This window comes from Oceanobacillus oncorhynchi (assembly GCF_000821065.1).
GTDB lineage: Bacteria > Bacillota > Bacilli > Bacillales > Amphibacillaceae > Oceanobacillus > Oceanobacillus oncorhynchi.
In genome coordinates this window covers 2,724,687-2,741,257 of record NZ_CDGG01000001.1, presented here as the reverse complement: position 1 = coordinate 2,741,257, position 16,571 = coordinate 2,724,687, and the positions used below count along the sequence as shown (strand labels likewise).

Genomic DNA, 16,571 nt, shown 5'->3' with positions numbered 1-16,571 from the left:
TAAAATCAACTAGATTATATTACCGTTAGCTTTCTTTCATCCATATGACCACTAAGTCAAATTAGTACTATTAAGTCACTGACATATTATAATTGACCAATTGGTTTTTTGTCAACTACTCAGTTCTATCATAATTAGACGAGAGGATCCCCAACCTCAAGGCAGGCTAACGTCGCAACGTCCTGGGGTTGCGATTACTCACCCCATCGAAAAGAGTTGTTGCAACGCCTGCACTAGTACATCCTGGGACTGCGATTACTCGTCCCATCGAAAACATTTGTACGTTGGAATATGCAGGGTGAACCCCAATGAGTAGATGGGAGGTGAATTGCTTTTTTGTATTTACGAACATAAGTTTGCATGGTATAATGTTCTTGAAAGACGCTCTTTGAAAACGGAACATAGCAGGTTGTGGCGAGAATCGTTGCTTTGCCACGTAAAATGTTCAAGCCAAACATGGCAGCCAGGACACACAAACGTGTGAACCTCATATAGGCTGAAACGTAATCTCAGGAGGCAGGACCAATAGGCTAGCGGGGTTGGGTGTTTTTAGCACACCGATGTGTCAACTCCACTGGCGGTTAATCGTCATCTTGAAAGTCGACACCCCAGAAACCCACACTTCAAATTTCTTTAGAAATGAAGTCGCGGGAGTATTCATAAGTGAATAATTTATTTAAAAAGAGCCATACTTTTGTCAGTATGACTCCTTAATATGCAGCGTTAATCAACGGGAGGTTTTGTATCTCTCATTGAATATTTAGTTGAATGAATCGATTTAAATATATCCGCAAGAAACTAAAATATCCGCAGCAGTTTACTGCTTCGCAACCGCTCTATAAAAATCTCCAAGGTTTTTGTTTGGAATGGCGATTTCGTAATAATGGAAAACGCACGTGTAAAAGGAAAACCTTCCATAGGCACTATCTTCAAATCACCATATTTTATTTCTTTTTGAATCGCCCATTTCGAAAGCAGTGTAATACCTAATCCAGACGCAACGGATTCTTTGATTGATTGGGTACTGCTAAATTGCATCAATCGGACAGGCTGAATATCCGCCTTTTGAAAAAAGTTTTCCGTCGCCGCTCTCGTACCTGAACCATGTTCGCGCACAACCCATGTTTCATTTGCTAAGTCACTTAGCTCTATTTTCGCTTTTTGATGGAACAGCTTATTTTCTGTCGAAGCAACGATAACCATTTCATCTTCTGCTAATTCCTCAATCATCATGTCCTTCCTGTTAAATTCTCCTTCTATTATTCCTACATCCAGCTGATGCATTGCAACCAAATCCGCTATTTCAGCTGTATTCCCAATCGTCACAGCTGGTTCGATATCCGGATGTATTTCCAGCAGGTCAGCAATAATCCTTGGTAAAACATATTCCCCAAAAGTGTAGCTTGCTCCAATGGCCAAGGGTCCATTCGCTCTATTCATCAAATCATCCACTAAATGCTGCATGGTTGTATATAAGCCCAGTATTTCCTTCCCGTAATGATAAACAATTTCTCCAGCTTTATTTAAACGAACATATTTGTTGCTGCGTTCCAATAACCGTATGCCTGCACTCTCCTCCAATGTACGAATATATTGACTGACCGCCGGCTGGGTCATGTAATGCTCCTCCGCCGCTTTGGAAAAACTCTGCTTTTCTGCAACGGTTATAAATATTTGCAAATGCTTATCCATCCCTTCACCCTCTTTCCTCTCATTTCTATTATAACAATTTACTTATCCTATTTATTATAATAAATTATTTTCCTTATTCATTTATGTTGGCTATGCTATAAGAAGGAGGTGCTTTTATGACTTCACAAGCATCACATCGAATAAAACGACAGCGCTTAAATTCTGCAAAAAACTGGATTGGCGGTATTGTATTTACCTTTTTTATTGCCTTGCTCGGGTTCTTCTTAGCAAAAGTTCCTGGCTTTAACCATGCTGGGCAGCTCGCTTGTGCTATCATTATCGCCATCATTTACAGACAATTTTTTGGTTATCCGGAAGCGCTGCGTTCTGGAATTACGTTTTCATCTAAAAATCTGCTCCGCTTCGCTATCATTTTGTATGGATTAAAACTAAACATCGATACCATATTGCATGATGGGCTCGGACTCCTTGTACGTGATGCGTTTATTATTCTGTTTGCAATCAGTGTGATGATCTGGCTTGGCAAGGTATGCAAAGCAGATAAAAATATTTCGCTTCTGCTCGGAATCGGGACAGGAGTTTGCGGTGCTGCCGCCATTGCAGCTGCAGCACCAATTATGAAGACAAAGGATGAAGATACTGCCATCAGCGTCGGGATTATTGCAATGATGGGCACTGTCTTCGCACTTGGATATTCATTATTGCGTCCTGTCTTACCATTAACCGCTTTGGATTATGGAATTTGGTCGGGAATCAGCCTGCATGAGCTTGCTCATGTTGCTATTGCAGCAGAACCGGCTGGAGAAGATGCATTAGCCATTGCATTACTTGCTAAATTAGGACGTGTATTTTTACTTATTCCTCTTTGTTTTATTCTTATTTATATAATGAAAATCAAAACAAGCGGTTCTCAAACACAAAATAAGGTTGATTTTCCATGGTTTCTGCTTGGTTTTATCCTGATGAGCCTTATTGGCAGCTATGTGCTTGGACACACCATCCCTATATCTGAAAATATGATGGAAGGAATCTCCGCAGCAACCACATGGATATTGACAGCAGCTATGGTCGGGCTTGGATTGAATGTCAACCTGAAAGACTTGCGGTCAAAGGCTTTAAAACCGTTGCTGGCAGTGACTGTTACATCTGTTTTTCTTTCTATTATTGCTTATTTTATTATTTGAATACGTGTAATAAAAACGACTCTATCATAGATTATATGAGCCGTTTTTATTGCAATCAGGAGACCACCTTTTTCACAACATATTCCAGCTCATTTTCTTCACACCAATTAATGGATATTTGCCTGTATTCATTATCCCCATAGAATAAAGCTTTCCATGATATCGTAATCACTCACTTCAAACTGATTAGGGAATCTAACGTATTTTCCCGGATTTATTTCTAATTCGTCTTTAAATGTTCTTTGCTCTTTCCCCATATAATTATTGCCTATTTTATAATGATTTCTATAGAACGTTAACTAAATGCTTACTATGAATTATGGATTATAATGATTCATGTTATGATAAATGAATAAAACAAAGCCATAGGAGGTAAAGACACATGTCCACGGAATTTATTCTAATTGTTGTTATTGGTCTTGCACTTATTTACCTGTCAACGTTGCGAAACAGAAATAAACCCGCTGACAGACAAGGAAGAGAGCTGAAGTCTCCAGAAGAGATTCTCCCAGAAGTTCAGCAGAGGTTGGAATCAGGAGAAAATAAAATTAAATTGATTAAGCATGTACGTATCGAAACCGGGCTTGGACTGGAGGATGCGAAAAATTTAGTTGAGGGGAACTATAAAATGAAGAGCCCCATTGCAGATTCCGACCTTAAGGAAAAAGTCCAAGAAATGCTTCAATCTGGCACCGGGGAAATCAAAACAATAAAATACGTTCGTGAACAGACTGGATTGGGCTTAAAAGAAGCAAAGGATTTTGTAGACAATGTCAAAAAGAATGAAGAGATGTAAATCCGCAGAGAGACTCTGTTTTCTGCTGTCAAAATAGAAACGCAGCCAGTTATACGGAGGTAAGGGAGCTGTGATTGTGATTCCAATCCAAAAAGTATACGGTTATATAACAAGACGGAAAGAAGACAAAATACAAGTCCTTGTTTTCCGGCATTCTAATCCAGCAGCCGGCGTACAAATTCCTAAAGGAACCGTGAAAGACGGAGAAGAAACAGAAGAAGCGGTCATTCGGGAAATCAAAGAAGAGACAGGATTAAAAAATTTCAAAGTCGAAACATTGATTGCAGAAGATTTTTGGAAAAATGATGATGGGGCTGTTCATCAGAGATTTTTTTATGATATATATGTAACAGAGTCTCTTGATGAATGGGAGTATCAGCCAACAGGTGGCGGGGAAGAAAAAGGACTGACCTTCCGCTACTTTTGGATTTCTTCTCCAAACGAAACAGAGCTCGTCCGAGGGCATGGGGATTACTTAGATTATATCTTTTAGCAGAAGACTTTTTTAAAGATACATGTTGATATGATTTCTTAGGGACTGTGATTTATAATAATGACCTTATAGACTATCTGACTTGTTCCTGCTGTTTTTCTTTGCATAATACGTCCATGTATAATACACAATCCAAAATAAAGCGATGACTACAAACGCATAGAGCATTCCTTTATTTTCTGGTATAAAGATGATTAAAGAAATAGAAATGAGTAAAGACGGCGGCATAAGTATCCAATAACGTTTATTTTTAAAAGTATTCATAGCAGTCCACCTCCATTAAATCAGAAATCCATCCCGGAAAATATGATAGCCTTTCCATCATTACCTCTTTCTTAACAAATCTAGTTTTTTAAAAGAAGCCGCTTATTCAGAACATATGAATCAAGCGGCTTTCTCTGTAAACTTATTCTGCATCAGCAACTTTTACCAGCTGCTTCCCTATATTATCTCCGGAAAATAGTCCTAAAAACGCATCTGGAATCGAATGGAACCCTTCTTGAATGGTCTCTTCAAACTTCAATTCACCATTAGAAACTGCTTCTTCCAGTGCCTGATAGGCTTCATCATAGTGGTCGGCAAAGTCGCCTACCAGCAAGCCCTGCATTTTCACACGTGATTTAATCAAGAATTGCTGCACACGCAGACCAATATCTTTTTCTCCTTCTTCTAAATTATAGGCTGAAATCGCGCCGCATACAGGTACACGGGCAAACACATTTAATAACGGCCAGACAGCATCTGAAATTTCACCGCCGACATTTTCATAATAGACGTCAATTCCATCTGGACATGTTTCTTTCAGCTGCTCACTGACATTTCCTTTTTTATATTCAACAGCTGCATCAAGCCCGAGTGTTTCTGTAATATAAGCAGCTTTTTTCTCTGATCCGACAATGCCTACCACTCGTGCTCCTTCTTTCTTAGCCAGCTGTCCCGCGATTTGTCCGACAGCTCCTGCTGCCCCCGATACAACAACGGTCTCTCCCTTTTTTGGCTCGCCAATATGCATCATGCCGAAATAGGCGGTGAGTGCAGGCATTCCCAACACGCTTAGAGCGCTTGATGGACTCATTCCTTTTGTAGTTACCTTTCTCACCTTATCATTTTTGACCACATTGTATTCCTGAAAATCGAGCGTACCAGTTACCAGGTCGCCCTTTTCAAAATTACTGCTGTTGGATTCGACCACCTGGCTTACTGCTGCGCCCTTTAATGGTTCCCCTACTTCAAAAGGAGCTGCGTAGGATGGACCATCAGACATTCTCCCGCGCATATAGGGGTCTACCGATACATACAACGTTTTAAGCAGCAGCTCTTCTTCTGAAGGTTTACCGATTTCTGCCTTTTTAAATTGAAATGTATTTTCATCCGGCAGCCCATTTGGACGCTCTTGTAGTATTAATTGTTCTTGTGTCATCCTTATTTCCTCCTTCATCTTTACTGTTAACAAAATAAAAATTAACCTTTATGTATCTTTTCCTTTCTCTCTAAAAGATTAAACATAACTTTTTGTTTATTTCCATGCAAAAAAGCTTGTTATTATGTACAATGAAAATTTGACAATTAATTTAAATAGGGAATTGTAAATAGAGAGAGAAAGAAGGGTAGCGTTTTGAAGTCTCAAAGATTAACTCCTGCTTCTTTTTTATTGGCAGGGATTATATTTCTATTATTATTCGGCGTCATCGCCTGGGGTGTATATTTTGAAAGCAATTGGATCCGTTCCTTTGATTTATCATGGATTGAGCGGATTCAGGGAACAATTTCTGAAGGAAAAACAGCTTTTATTATGTTTATGACAGAGCTGGGAAGCATGAAAGCTGTTATCGCCATGACAATTATTATTTGTATTGTCCTCTTTTTCAAGCATAAATTTGCAGAAGGATTATGGTTCGGCGGTACGATTCTTTTCTGCGCAGCAATCGGCGGAAAAGTATTAAAGAAAATCGTTGAACGTGATCGCCCTAACTTCTTACAACTTATTGAAAAAACAAACGAAAGCTTCCCGAGCGGACATGCCACAGCTACAACGATTTTTTATGGTTTTATCGGGATGGTACTTATTCTTTCAGTTTATCAAATATGGAAAAAAGTAATTATCAGCTTTATCACACTTGTTTGGATTGGTTTTATATTATTTACGAGAATTTATTTAGGAGTACATTTCCCTACAGATGTGCTTGCCGGATTTTTATATGGTTTAGCTGCTGTATTTATTTCCATAGGCGTCTATTTACTTATTCGGGAGCCGCTTCGTCAGCTTCTCCAAAAACTTCATTTAGCTGATCAAAGTCAGGCTTTTAAAAGAGCGAGATAGTACGAAGAAAGGCATCCGTATGAGATACGGATGCCTTTCTTTTCGAAATTTGCGGCGAAAGAACATGCAGTTCACATCTGCATATCGTACGTTGTCTCTCGGCTTACGCAAATCAGCTCATCGCAAAATAAAGTATAGCATGGTTTTAGTTAAAATACCACGCTTATTTTTTTTCCTTCCGGCTAGAAAAGCTTTCATCCCTTCATCAGCTGAGCTGTTAATTATTCCTTTTCTGCCATTCCTTCACATAATTCAATCTTTCTTTAAATTTTTTCTCATTTCCTTGCTCTGTCGGGTAATAGTACTGCTGTCCCTCCAACGAAGGCGGCATCGTTCGCATCGCAGTTAATTTATCTTTTTCATCATGCGCATACTGATAACCCTTTCCATAATCCAGTTCTTTCATTAATTTTGTCGGTGCATTTCTGATTTGCAGAGGTACGGGTTCATTAATCGATTCCTTTACATCCTTTTTCGCTTTTTGCCGCGCTAGGTACACGGCATTTGATTTGGGCGCCAGTGACAAATAGATAACCGCCTCTGTAAGATGGACATCACATTCCGGCATTCCGATATAACGGCAGGCTTGAAATACATCCGTGGTAATTGTCAGTGCACGTGTATCAGCTAAGCCGATATCTTCACTCGCAAAGCGAATCAGCCTTCTGGCAATATAGATTGGATCCTCTCCTGATTCAAGCATTCTGGACATCCAATAAATCGCGGCATCCACATCACTGTTCCGCATCGATTTATGAAGGGCAGAAATGATATTATAATGCTCTTCGCCACTTTTATCATACAGAAAGGAAGTCCGGTTAATCAGCTGTTCCAGATTCGACTCATTGATATAGAAGTCTCCAGCATTTGTGCCGCTATTTAACACCGCCATCTCTAACGTATTTAAGGCACTCCTTGCATCTCCATTTGCAAACTTTGCAATCGCCTCTAAGCTTTGTTCGGTTATATGAATATCCTTATCTCCAAATCCATACGGATGGATTATTGCATTCCTTAAAAGATTTACAACATCAGCTATTTCCAATTGGTTTAAAACAAACACCTTACTTCTCGACAGCAATGCCGCATTTACTTCAAAGGAAGGGTTCTCCGTTGTTGCCCCGATTAAAATAATACTGCCATTTTCGACATAAGGCAGAAAAGCATCCTGCTGCGCCTTGTTGAACCGGTGTATTTCATCAATAAAAATAATGGTTTTTTCACCGAAATCGTGTCTTGTTTCCGCTTCCTTCATTATATTTTTGATATCCTTGATGCTGCTGTTTACTGCAGACAGGTTAATAAATTTTGATTCTGTCTTATGAGCAATAATTTCAGCCAGCGTTGTTTTGCCAACGCCAGGCGGTCCCCAAAAAATAATCGAAGTCACCTGGTCATTTTCGATAAATTCACGCAACACCTTCCCCCGCGCCAATAAGTGCTGCTGACCGACAAATTCATCCAGTGTTCTGGGACGGACACGGCTGGCAAGCGGGGAATTTCTTTTATTATCCTCACCAAAAAGCGATTCCTGTTTCATTGGACTCACCTCTCATTTCAGCAAATTGATTGTTACGGAGTAATTATATTTATTTCAAACGTCTAAACTTTAAAGCTTTCGTCTTCGTTATTTGAAGTGATCAAAACCACCAAAGGAACGTTTGTTCTATTATAACAAACGTTCTTTGATTTGCAAAGCTTTTAAAAACAAGGAAGAAATATTCGTTACAGCCGCAAACAGCCCGATTAACCTAACTGCCAGCGGTTTTAACAAAATGCGTAAGCGCCTCCTGCAGTTCTCACTTTATCTCCGATTAGAAGCTAATTGCCTTTATGCTATAATAAAACAAAGTATTTGCTGAAGGAGGATGACATATGCTTTTTATACAAATCTTTTTGATTATTGTGATCGTTGCTGGAATAATCTATTTATTATTTTTACGTAAAAGAAATAAATTCAATCCATCCCAATCACAAAGAGATCCTTTCGAGGTTATTCTAGAAGCTACAGAGATGATTGAAGATAATAAAAATAACGCATCGCCTTTAAAATTTATACGAATTATGAAATATGTACGGCAAGAAACCGGTATGGGCTTCTTCGAATTAAAAAGATATGTAAATAATTCGGCCTCCCCCTATCTGAAATTAGAAGACCCGGAGGTTGTAAGCCATTTAAAAGATATGCTTGAAAATAATAAGGATGACCATCAGGCTGTAAAGTACGTGCAGGATTGCAGCGGGTTAAATTTCGAAAAAGCAAAGGATTATGTTGATAAATTTAAAAAGGCGGATATATAAAATAAAAAAACACTTGACCTGAAAACGATATCAGAAAGTAAACTCAAGTTAGAGAACAATCCGGCGGCATGCGGCATAGATTTTGGATATTGATATGAGTGTAACTGAAAAGGCATGATCGTATCATATACCACGATTTTTGCCGGGCCCGGATTGTTTTTTTATATTCATGAAAAGCAGCAAATATCCTCAAGACCTTGCTGCTTTTCATATATTTTCGTCAAACTGTTGACCTTTCCATTAACTCCGTTGAAACTTCTTTATGGGAAATCTCTACAGCTATGGCCTGTTCAAACAAAATCTGCCCGATAGAATATAGCGGGATATTAACGGAAGTAATTTGCATAGCACGTGCTATCGGCTGATCATCAAAGCCAATAACCGCTAAATCACGCGGAACCTTGAGTTCATAGTTTGAACTGGAAGTAATTATACCCGCTGCTACTTGATCACTTGTCGCTAGAATAGCTGTAGGACGTTCCTGAAATGCAGCGATTTCTCGTAAAATACGTTCCCCATCTTCTATATTGAGACATTTTTTAAAGATATAATCTTTGTGAAAAGGGAGTCCTTTTAGCTTTAAAAAATCACGGTAGGCACGTTCACGCTGACTGCTGTTTGCCCCCTCCAGCCGATTGACAGAAAAACCAATTTTCCGGTGTCCATGCTCATACAGGTACTCCAGGGCCCTCATAAAACATGCATAATGATCGATAAACGTATAGCTCAACGGCGTATCTTCCCCATTTTCAAATAGAACAATGCTGCCATATTGCTGATAATGTTCCACTGTTTCTAAAGATATTTTTCTGGAACAAATGATCAAACTGTCTATTTGCTTTAGCTTTAACATTTCTAAAGCTTCTTTCTCCTGATGCTCGTCATACCCAGTCTGATACAGCACCAGCTTATATTGATGAACAGAAGCTGCCTGTGATATCCCTTGAACCAGCTGTGAAAAATACGGCACGTCTAAAAATGGCAAAACGATGCCTATAAGATGCGTCTTTCCTTTCTTTAAATTAACCGCATTAATATTCGGAATATAACCTGTTTCTATAATTGCTTTTTTCACAGCCTCCACTTTTTCCTTTTTGACATAAGGGTGATTATTCAGCACGCGCGAAACCGTACTGACAGATACACCTGCAGCTTTCGAAACATCATGAATATTTGCCATCTCCCTGCCCCCTGCCTGCTACAGATTTACGCTTCGATATGATTGATATACGTTGTTTCGTATGAATCTCCCGTTATTATTAAACAATTTAACCTTCCACCATAAGCACATGCTCCGTCGATATCAATTTTTTTATTCCCAAAAAATATGCTATTATCATTTTTTCCGCGAAGATACTGTGTCGGTGTATGACCATGCACAACGGTAAAATCGTGGGGATGATCAAAGCCTAAAAATTCTTGACGAATCCAGATTTTATCAAAATCGGGCGTCTCCTTCCAATCATCCAATGCAGGATCAATACCTGCATGAATAAAGAGATGGTTTTCCGTTTCATAATAATACGGCAGGTTAGATAAAAATTCTAAATGCTCGCTATCATCTTCTTTGATTTTTTCCTTGGCAGCCTGCAAATGCTCCCCTGCAGCATTACCTGGAAAAAAGTCTTCTCCCACATATGATTCTATCGTATCCATCCCGCCATTGATTAAATAACGCCGTTCCTTATCTGGATTGTTGCTGAATATACACTCCAAAAACATCTGATCATGATTTCCCCGCAAAGCAATAGCTCCCTCTTCTACCAGTTTCATAATATAAGCAACCGTCCGCTTTGGCTCAGGTCCTCTGTCGATATAGTCTCCCAGAAGGATAAGCTGGTCTTCTTTTGGGTTATAATGATTTAATTGCAATAGCTGCTCAAGCTCATGATAACAGCCATGAATGTCGCTGATGGCAAGGATTCTTTTGTTTGACATAATAAATCACTCCTCTTTTCGTTTGACATTTTTTCCATGGTGTTTGAATAGCTGTTATTACAAATCTGCCTCCTGGTAAACATTATATTATGCAGAAGGCTCGTTTACATGGCCTTATAATAAATGATCCAATTCACCTTTTTTAAATATGGCTTGAGCGTTATATTCATCCGTGAAATTCTATTCCTCCCAGCTCATACCTATTCTTTCTGACTATTTTATACTTTTTTTGAGGCAGCTTCTAGAATAAATTCTCCATTCTCTACAAATACAAAATATCTCATTCTATTATACCCTTATTTAACTCCAGATAAATCTGTAATAACAAAGTGAATAGCACCTTTTTTACTGCGCAAGTGTAAATAATGTGATCTCTCTTTATTTTAATACCGTTTACGTTAAGCGGAATTATCTTCCTCCAAATAATATCGAATCAATCGGGGTAATCTATAGCTATCCAGATATAGAAAAACGGAGGGACTTTGATGAATAAGTTATTTATGATACTCGTGTTGATTGGACTGCCGCTTTCCATCATCGGCTCCATCTTTCATTGGTCTGCTATCATCATGTTTATCATCTATTGCTTGACGATTATTGCTTTAGCGGGCTTTATCGGCAGAGCTACGGAAAGTTTAGCAATCGTTTTAGGGCCGAGAGCTGGAGGATTGCTAAATGCAACCTTCGGAAATGCGGTTGAACTTATTATTTCTATCTTTGCATTAAAAGCCGGACTCATCGGAATCGTACTGGCTTCATTAACGGGCTCTGTATTAGGGAACTTACTGCTTGTCGGCGGCTTATCCTTTTTTGTCGGGGGACTAAAATATAAAAGACAATCCTTTAGCGTACACGATGCGCGCCATAATGCCGGTATGCTGATTTTTGCTGTGATTGTTGCCTTTGTAATTCCAGAAGTATTCACCCAGTCGCTGAACGAACGTGATACGATGATTGTCAGTGTTGGAATAGCTGTTATTTTAATTGTGTTATATTTGGCAGCATTACTATTTAAATTCGTTACCCACCGTGGCGTGTATCATTCAGATAACGAACAAAATGAATCGAAACAGGAGGAGGAACCTGAATGGGGGAAAGGCAAAGCAATTGTTATCCTGGCACTTGCAACAGCTGCTGTTGCTTATGTTTCGGAGCATTTGGTATCGACATTTGATACTGTCGGCGCTGCCTTTGGATGGTCTGAATTATTTATCGGAATCATTATTGTAGCAATTGTCGGAAATGCAGCAGAGCACGCATCAGCGATTGTCATGGCTTATAAAAATAAAATGGACGTCGCTGTTGAAATTGCCGTTGGTTCCACCCTGCAGATTACGATGTTTGTTCTGCCGATTCTTGTTTTGTTATCCCTCTTCTTTTCCACATCCATGCCGCTTGTCTTTACATGGCCGGAGCTGATTAGCATGGTGACAGCTGTATTTTTAATGATTACCATTTCGAATGATGGGGATTCCAATTGGTTTGAAGGGCTTACTTTATTAGCTGCATATGTGATTATGGGCATCGGATTTTACTTCATCTAAGATTTATAATAGAATATACGCATTTTATAGCCAGTGGCCTTATTATATAAGAACACTGGCTATTTTATATAGAGAATACCTGTTTTCCAAGCAATCCATTCTTTTAACAATAATGTAAATCGGAATCTATATGGTAAATGGCGGGATATAACGCCCGTCTATATCTGTAAATCCATACTCCTTCGCTAACCCTCCAGCTCGGAACACCTGCCCGCTTTTCTCCATCACATTTGGATCAGCTGCTAATGCCCCTATTCCCCGTCCGACATAATAGGGTGTTTCTGTTTGCTGTAAATCATCCGCTTCCCTCCAGTTTTCTTCATCGGCGCCGTGATATTTCAATACAAGCTCAGTCCGCATAAATCCTGGCGAAACAGCAAGAACAGCAATATTATCCGCTTTTAATTCGATAGATAGCCCATATGCCATTCGCACCAACGCATTTTTTGCTAAATCATAATAAAATTGGCCAGTGTACTTGCCATAATCCCAGAATGTTGTATGAATTATCAAAGCCTGTTTATTTTCTCGAAGCAGGGGAACAGCAAAGTGATTGACAGCCAGCTGTGCTCTTACACCTGCTGTAAACATTGTATCCCAATTTTGCAAGGTCAGCTCCCAAAAAGGTTTTCCTTCCACACCTAAGTCATGTGCGCCCCACACATTATTTATCAAAATATCCAGCTTTCCCTGCTCTTTGCGAATTTGAGAAATAACAGCCTCTGTTTCTGCGTCCTTGGTATGGTCGCACTGTATTGCAATGGCTTTTCCACCGGCAGCTTCTATTTCTGAAACCGTGTCGTCCACAGTTCCCGGCCAATGATTCGTAGATGCTCCCCGAACACTGCGGCCTGTGACATATACAATTGCACCGGCTTTCCCCAGCTCTGCCGCAATGCCGCGTCCAGCTCCTCTGCTCCCGCCTGTGACAAGAGCTACTTTTCCATTCAATGGTTTCATTCTTTTCCATCCTTTCTTCCTCAGATATTTTCATTATACAAACTAATTCTTGACATCTATTGTCATATTTCATTTAATTAATATAATTCATTAGAAAAAAGGTGATGTTCATGCGAGGGGACCGTCTCATATCCATTCTTTTATTGCTGCAGTCTCAAGGTCGAATGACTGCTAAAGAATTATCTGAAAAACTGGAAGTCTCCGAACGGACGATTTACAGAGATATGGAGGTTTTAAGCGGATCTGGTATTCCCGTTTTTGCTGATCGCGGCAAAAATGGCGGCTGGTCTTTAGTTGATGGCTATCAGACTGATTTGACCGGCTTAAAGGAATCGGAAATACGCGCTTTATTCGTGCCTGCAGCTCCTCAATTACTGGATGATTTAGGATTAACCCGCACTTCTGAAGACGCCAGAAACAAAGTTATCGCATCCCTGCCTGCAGCTTACCGTGAAAGTGCAAAGGATGTATGGAGCCGCATTCATATTGATACCAGCTCCTGGAGGGGCACAAAAGAAAAAATCGCATCCTTTGAGGTTCTGAAAAATGCAATATGGAAAAATAATAAATTGAATATCCTCTATCAGCGTGGAGACGGACAAACAAATCATTATATCGTACAGCCGCTGGGACTAGTTGCGAAAGGAAGCAGCTGGTACGTGATTGCCGTAAAGGAAAATGGAGATATCCGGAATTATCGCGCTTCACGAATCCAGTCTGCTGTGTCAAGCAAAGAAACCTTTGAAAGACCGGTTGATTTTGATATTGCAGCATACTGGAAAAACTCGAAACAAGCATTTATCAAGGCCTTGCCGACTTATGAGGTATGGGTAAAGACTTCCAGAGAAGTGCTGCCAAGACTTTCCTTTTCTACTTTTTTTGTACGGATAATAGAGACTGCATCTACTGACGAAAAAGGATGGACACGCGTTAAATTAGCTTTTGATACAAAAGAAGAAGCAAAAAGATTTCTTCTTGGATTTACAGACCAAATGACCGTTACCGAACCAGAAGAACTCCATGCAGAAATTCTTCGGATGGCAGAAGCCGCTGTTGCACATTATAAGAAATAAACGATATTCAGTAATATGATCTATTCACCTTCTGACAAAATATAAGACAAACTCTCCCAGAATTGATAAACTACTTTACATGAATCTAAAAGAACGGAGAAAATGCTATGGAAAATATTGCTCTAGTCAGTATCGTTGTTATTATTGTCGTTGGTATCTTCTCGCAATGGCTGGCTTGGCGAATTCAATGGCCTTCCATTGTCATCATGTCCATTGCCGGACTATTATTGGGACCTGTGCTTGGTTTGTTCAACCCGCAAGAAGCATTGGGCAGCCTGTACAGTCCATTGATTTCGCTTGCGGTCGCCATTATTTTATTTGAAGGCAGCTCCAGCCTCGATGTCCGGGAAATCAGAGGCGTATCTAAATCCGTATTCCGGATTGTTACGTTCGGTGCTTTCATTGCCTGGATCGGCGGAGCACTCGCTGCTCATTTTATCGCAGGCTTGAGCTTGGAGATATCTTTCATTATTGGCGGTTTATTTATTGTAACCGGACCGACTGTTATTCTGCCTTTGCTGCGGAATGCAAAATTAAAACCGCGTACGGCAGCTGTCCTTAAATGGGAAGGAATTATTGTTGATCCATTCGGTCCGCTGCTCGCATTATTTGCTTACGAAATTATTAAGGTACTTACAACAGAAAGTCTGCATGCGAATTATTTAATTCATTTCTTTCTCAGTGCCATTATTGCCGTTATTCTCGGCTATGTGATCGGCATGGTAGTCAGTTTAATGATCAGCAAGGGCGTATTTCCCGAGTACCTAAAAACACCGATTATTATATCCTTTCTCCTGCTTTGTTTTACCGTAGCCGAGGTTATTATGCATGAAACTGGCATGCTGGCTGTTACCGTTATGGGATTAACAATTGGCCGTACCAAACATTATATATCCTCTATCGGCCATGAAGTCAGTCACTTTGTTGAAAATATTTCTGTCCTGCTGACATCCACTATTTTCATTTTACTGACGGCTTCTTTAACGCGGGAAACAATCGCGGAGATGTTCACCTGGCCGATTATCGGCTTTGTTCTTGTCATGTTATTTATTGTACGCCCTTTATCGATTTGGCTCTCTACTATTGGCACAGAGCTTTCCAATTCTGAAAAGATGCTGATCGGCTGGATTGCACCGCGGGGAATTGTTGCCCTGTCTGTTTCCGGTTATTTTGCAACCATTCTGCTGAATGACGGGCATGAAGGGGCTGCTATGCTAACAGCTTTAACCTTTGCACTTGTATTTATTACCGTATGCGCGCATGGATTTTCATTGCGGCCAATTGCTAAGGCGCTCCATCTTGCCAATGATACCGCACCAGGCGTCCTATTAGTGGGAGCAAACAGCTTTTCCATTGCATTGGCTTCCTATTTACAAAAGATGGATTTACCTGTATTAATCAGTGATTCTTCCGCTACACAGCTGCAGCCGGCTGTAAATAAGAAAATCCCTGTTTATCACGGTCAAATCCTGGCAGAGCACAGCGAATATGAAGTAGACCTGACGCCATATGAGACCATTCTTTCTTTGACCGGAGATGACGCAATCAACATATTGGTCAGCCAGTCCTATGCACCTAAATTTGGTCACCATCATACATTTACCCTTACCAGCAACAACTATAAACAAGAGGGGTCGAACAAAATTCCGTTTGCAGGAAAAGGACATCTCCTGTTTCATGAAGATGCTGTATTTACCGAATTAAATAAGAAAATCAATACAGGCTACACGATACAAGAGTTCCCATTAAATCAAAAAGGAAAGCTTGAGAAGGAGCAATTGCCGGAAAATACGGTTCCACTGTTTATCAAAAAGAAGAACCATACCATTCAGCTGATTACGTTAAGAAGTAAAATAATGTTAGATGAAGAAGACCAGCTCGTTGTTTTGCAGAAAAATAAACTGACTTAAACATAAGAAAAACCAAGGAGAATACTTGGTCCTTAAAACACAGCTGTTCTTGCTAAAGAGATGTCCGCTGCGGGAAGTCGCTTTCCGCGGGCAACGGCTCAGTCTCCTCGGAAGAAAACCGCTTCCTGCGGGGCCTTCACCTGTTGCTTTTCCCGCAGGAGTCGACAACATCCGCTCCCATCTAAGAAGAAATATGTTTATTTGTTTTCTTCTTACAAAGAAATGACGCTAATTCTAGCGACGGTTTTGATGGGGCGAGTAATCGCAGTCCCAGAAGAAATACACGGAGACTCCTGTGGGAATGCGCAGAGCGAAGACCCCGCAGAAAAAAGCGAACTTCTTTTTTCGAGGAGGCTGAGCTCAAGCCCACGGAAAGCGGAGTGTATTTCTGGGGCCTAA

The 16,571-nt window shown here is 40.1% G+C and carries 15 protein-coding genes; 8 read left to right on the top strand and 7 right to left on the bottom strand.

The features are described 5' to 3' along the window. Positions 1 to 798: 798 nt before the first annotated feature. Entirely contained in the window at positions 799 to 1,692 is an 894-nt protein-coding gene (locus BN997_RS13080) for a LysR family transcriptional regulator (RefSeq protein WP_042532858.1), read from the bottom strand. A 116-nt stretch (positions 1,693 to 1,808) separates the two neighbouring features. Between BN997_RS13080 and BN997_RS13075 the strand changes: the two genes are divergently transcribed. The 3 genes from BN997_RS13075 (at position 1,809) to BN997_RS13065 (ending at position 4,126) form a co-directional block, all read left to right on the top strand. Beyond that, a complete protein-coding gene (locus BN997_RS13075) occupies positions 1,809 to 2,837 on the top strand; it encodes a YeiH family protein (protein ID WP_042532856.1) in 1,029 nt (342 codons plus the stop codon). 382 nt (positions 2,838 to 3,219) lie between these two features. Next, positions 3,220 to 3,633, top strand: a complete 414-nt coding sequence (locus BN997_RS23850; protein WP_042532854.1) for a ribosomal protein L7/L12 — start codon at positions 3,220 to 3,222, stop codon at positions 3,631 to 3,633. A gap of 70 nt (positions 3,634 to 3,703) precedes the next feature. After that, on the top strand, positions 3,704 to 4,126 hold the full coding sequence (locus BN997_RS13065) for an NUDIX hydrolase (RefSeq protein WP_052485012.1): 423 nt from the start codon (positions 3,704 to 3,706) through the stop codon (positions 4,124 to 4,126). Positions 4,127 to 4,192: 66 nt separating this feature from the next. On the opposite strand, the gene BN997_RS13060 is transcribed toward BN997_RS13065, so the two are convergent. Both BN997_RS13060 and BN997_RS13055 read right to left on the bottom strand, forming a co-directional pair. Then, complete coding sequence (locus BN997_RS13060; RefSeq protein WP_042532852.1) at positions 4,193 to 4,390, bottom strand: hypothetical protein; 198 nt, start codon at positions 4,388 to 4,390, stop codon at positions 4,193 to 4,195. 142 nt (positions 4,391 to 4,532) lie between these two features. After that, positions 4,533 to 5,546, bottom strand: a complete 1,014-nt coding sequence (locus tag BN997_RS13055) for an NADP-dependent oxidoreductase (RefSeq protein WP_042532850.1) — start codon at positions 5,544 to 5,546, stop codon at positions 4,533 to 4,535. Positions 5,547 to 5,741: 195 nt separating this feature from the next. On the opposite strand from BN997_RS13055, the gene BN997_RS13050 reads away from it, so the two are divergent. Beyond that, complete coding sequence (locus BN997_RS13050; protein ID WP_042532848.1) at positions 5,742 to 6,446, top strand: phosphatase PAP2 family protein; 705 nt, start codon at positions 5,742 to 5,744, stop codon at positions 6,444 to 6,446. A 217-nt stretch (positions 6,447 to 6,663) separates the two neighbouring features. Here the strand turns inward: BN997_RS13050 and BN997_RS13045 are convergent, their stop codons facing one another. Further along, the gene (locus BN997_RS13045; protein WP_042532846.1) at positions 6,664 to 7,986 is read right to left on the bottom strand and encodes a replication-associated recombination protein A; all 1,323 of its coding nucleotides are present in this window, start codon (positions 7,984 to 7,986) and stop codon (positions 6,664 to 6,666) included. A 335-nt stretch (positions 7,987 to 8,321) separates the two neighbouring features. On the opposite strand from BN997_RS13045, the gene BN997_RS13040 reads away from it, so the two are divergent. Beyond that, positions 8,322 to 8,747 (top strand): hypothetical protein, encoded by a 426-nt coding sequence (locus BN997_RS13040; protein WP_042532845.1) that lies wholly within the window; start codon positions 8,322 to 8,324, stop codon positions 8,745 to 8,747. Positions 8,748 to 8,967: 220 nt separating this feature from the next. Here the strand turns inward: BN997_RS13040 and BN997_RS13035 are convergent, their stop codons facing one another. Both BN997_RS13035 and BN997_RS13030 read right to left on the bottom strand, forming a co-directional pair. Then, a complete protein-coding gene (locus BN997_RS13035) occupies positions 8,968 to 9,927 on the bottom strand; it encodes a substrate-binding domain-containing protein (protein ID WP_042532843.1) in 960 nt (319 codons plus the stop codon). Positions 9,928 to 9,953: 26 nt separating this feature from the next. Next, positions 9,954 to 10,685, bottom strand: a complete 732-nt coding sequence (locus BN997_RS13030; protein WP_042532841.1) for a metallophosphoesterase family protein — start codon at positions 10,683 to 10,685, stop codon at positions 9,954 to 9,956. A 485-nt stretch (positions 10,686 to 11,170) separates the two neighbouring features. Here BN997_RS13030 and cax point away from each other — a divergent pair, with 485 nt between their 5' ends. After that, positions 11,171 to 12,229 (top strand): calcium/proton exchanger, encoded by a 1,059-nt coding sequence (cax, locus tag BN997_RS13025; RefSeq protein ID WP_175297043.1) that lies wholly within the window; start codon positions 11,171 to 11,173, stop codon positions 12,227 to 12,229. A gap of 126 nt (positions 12,230 to 12,355) precedes the next feature. Here the strand turns inward: cax and BN997_RS13020 are convergent, their stop codons facing one another. After that, complete coding sequence (locus BN997_RS13020) at positions 12,356 to 13,189, bottom strand: SDR family NAD(P)-dependent oxidoreductase (RefSeq protein ID WP_042532837.1); 834 nt, start codon at positions 13,187 to 13,189, stop codon at positions 12,356 to 12,358. 110 nt (positions 13,190 to 13,299) lie between these two features. Here BN997_RS13020 and BN997_RS13015 point away from each other — a divergent pair, with 110 nt between their 5' ends. Both BN997_RS13015 and BN997_RS13010 read left to right on the top strand, forming a co-directional pair. Then, the gene (locus BN997_RS13015; protein ID WP_042532835.1) at positions 13,300 to 14,262 is read left to right on the top strand and encodes a helix-turn-helix transcriptional regulator; all 963 of its coding nucleotides are present in this window, start codon (positions 13,300 to 13,302) and stop codon (positions 14,260 to 14,262) included. A 107-nt stretch (positions 14,263 to 14,369) separates the two neighbouring features. Continuing rightward, positions 14,370 to 16,172 (top strand): cation:proton antiporter, encoded by a 1,803-nt coding sequence (locus BN997_RS13010; protein WP_042532833.1) that lies wholly within the window; start codon positions 14,370 to 14,372, stop codon positions 16,170 to 16,172. The last annotated feature ends 399 nt before the right edge of the window (positions 16,173 to 16,571 follow it).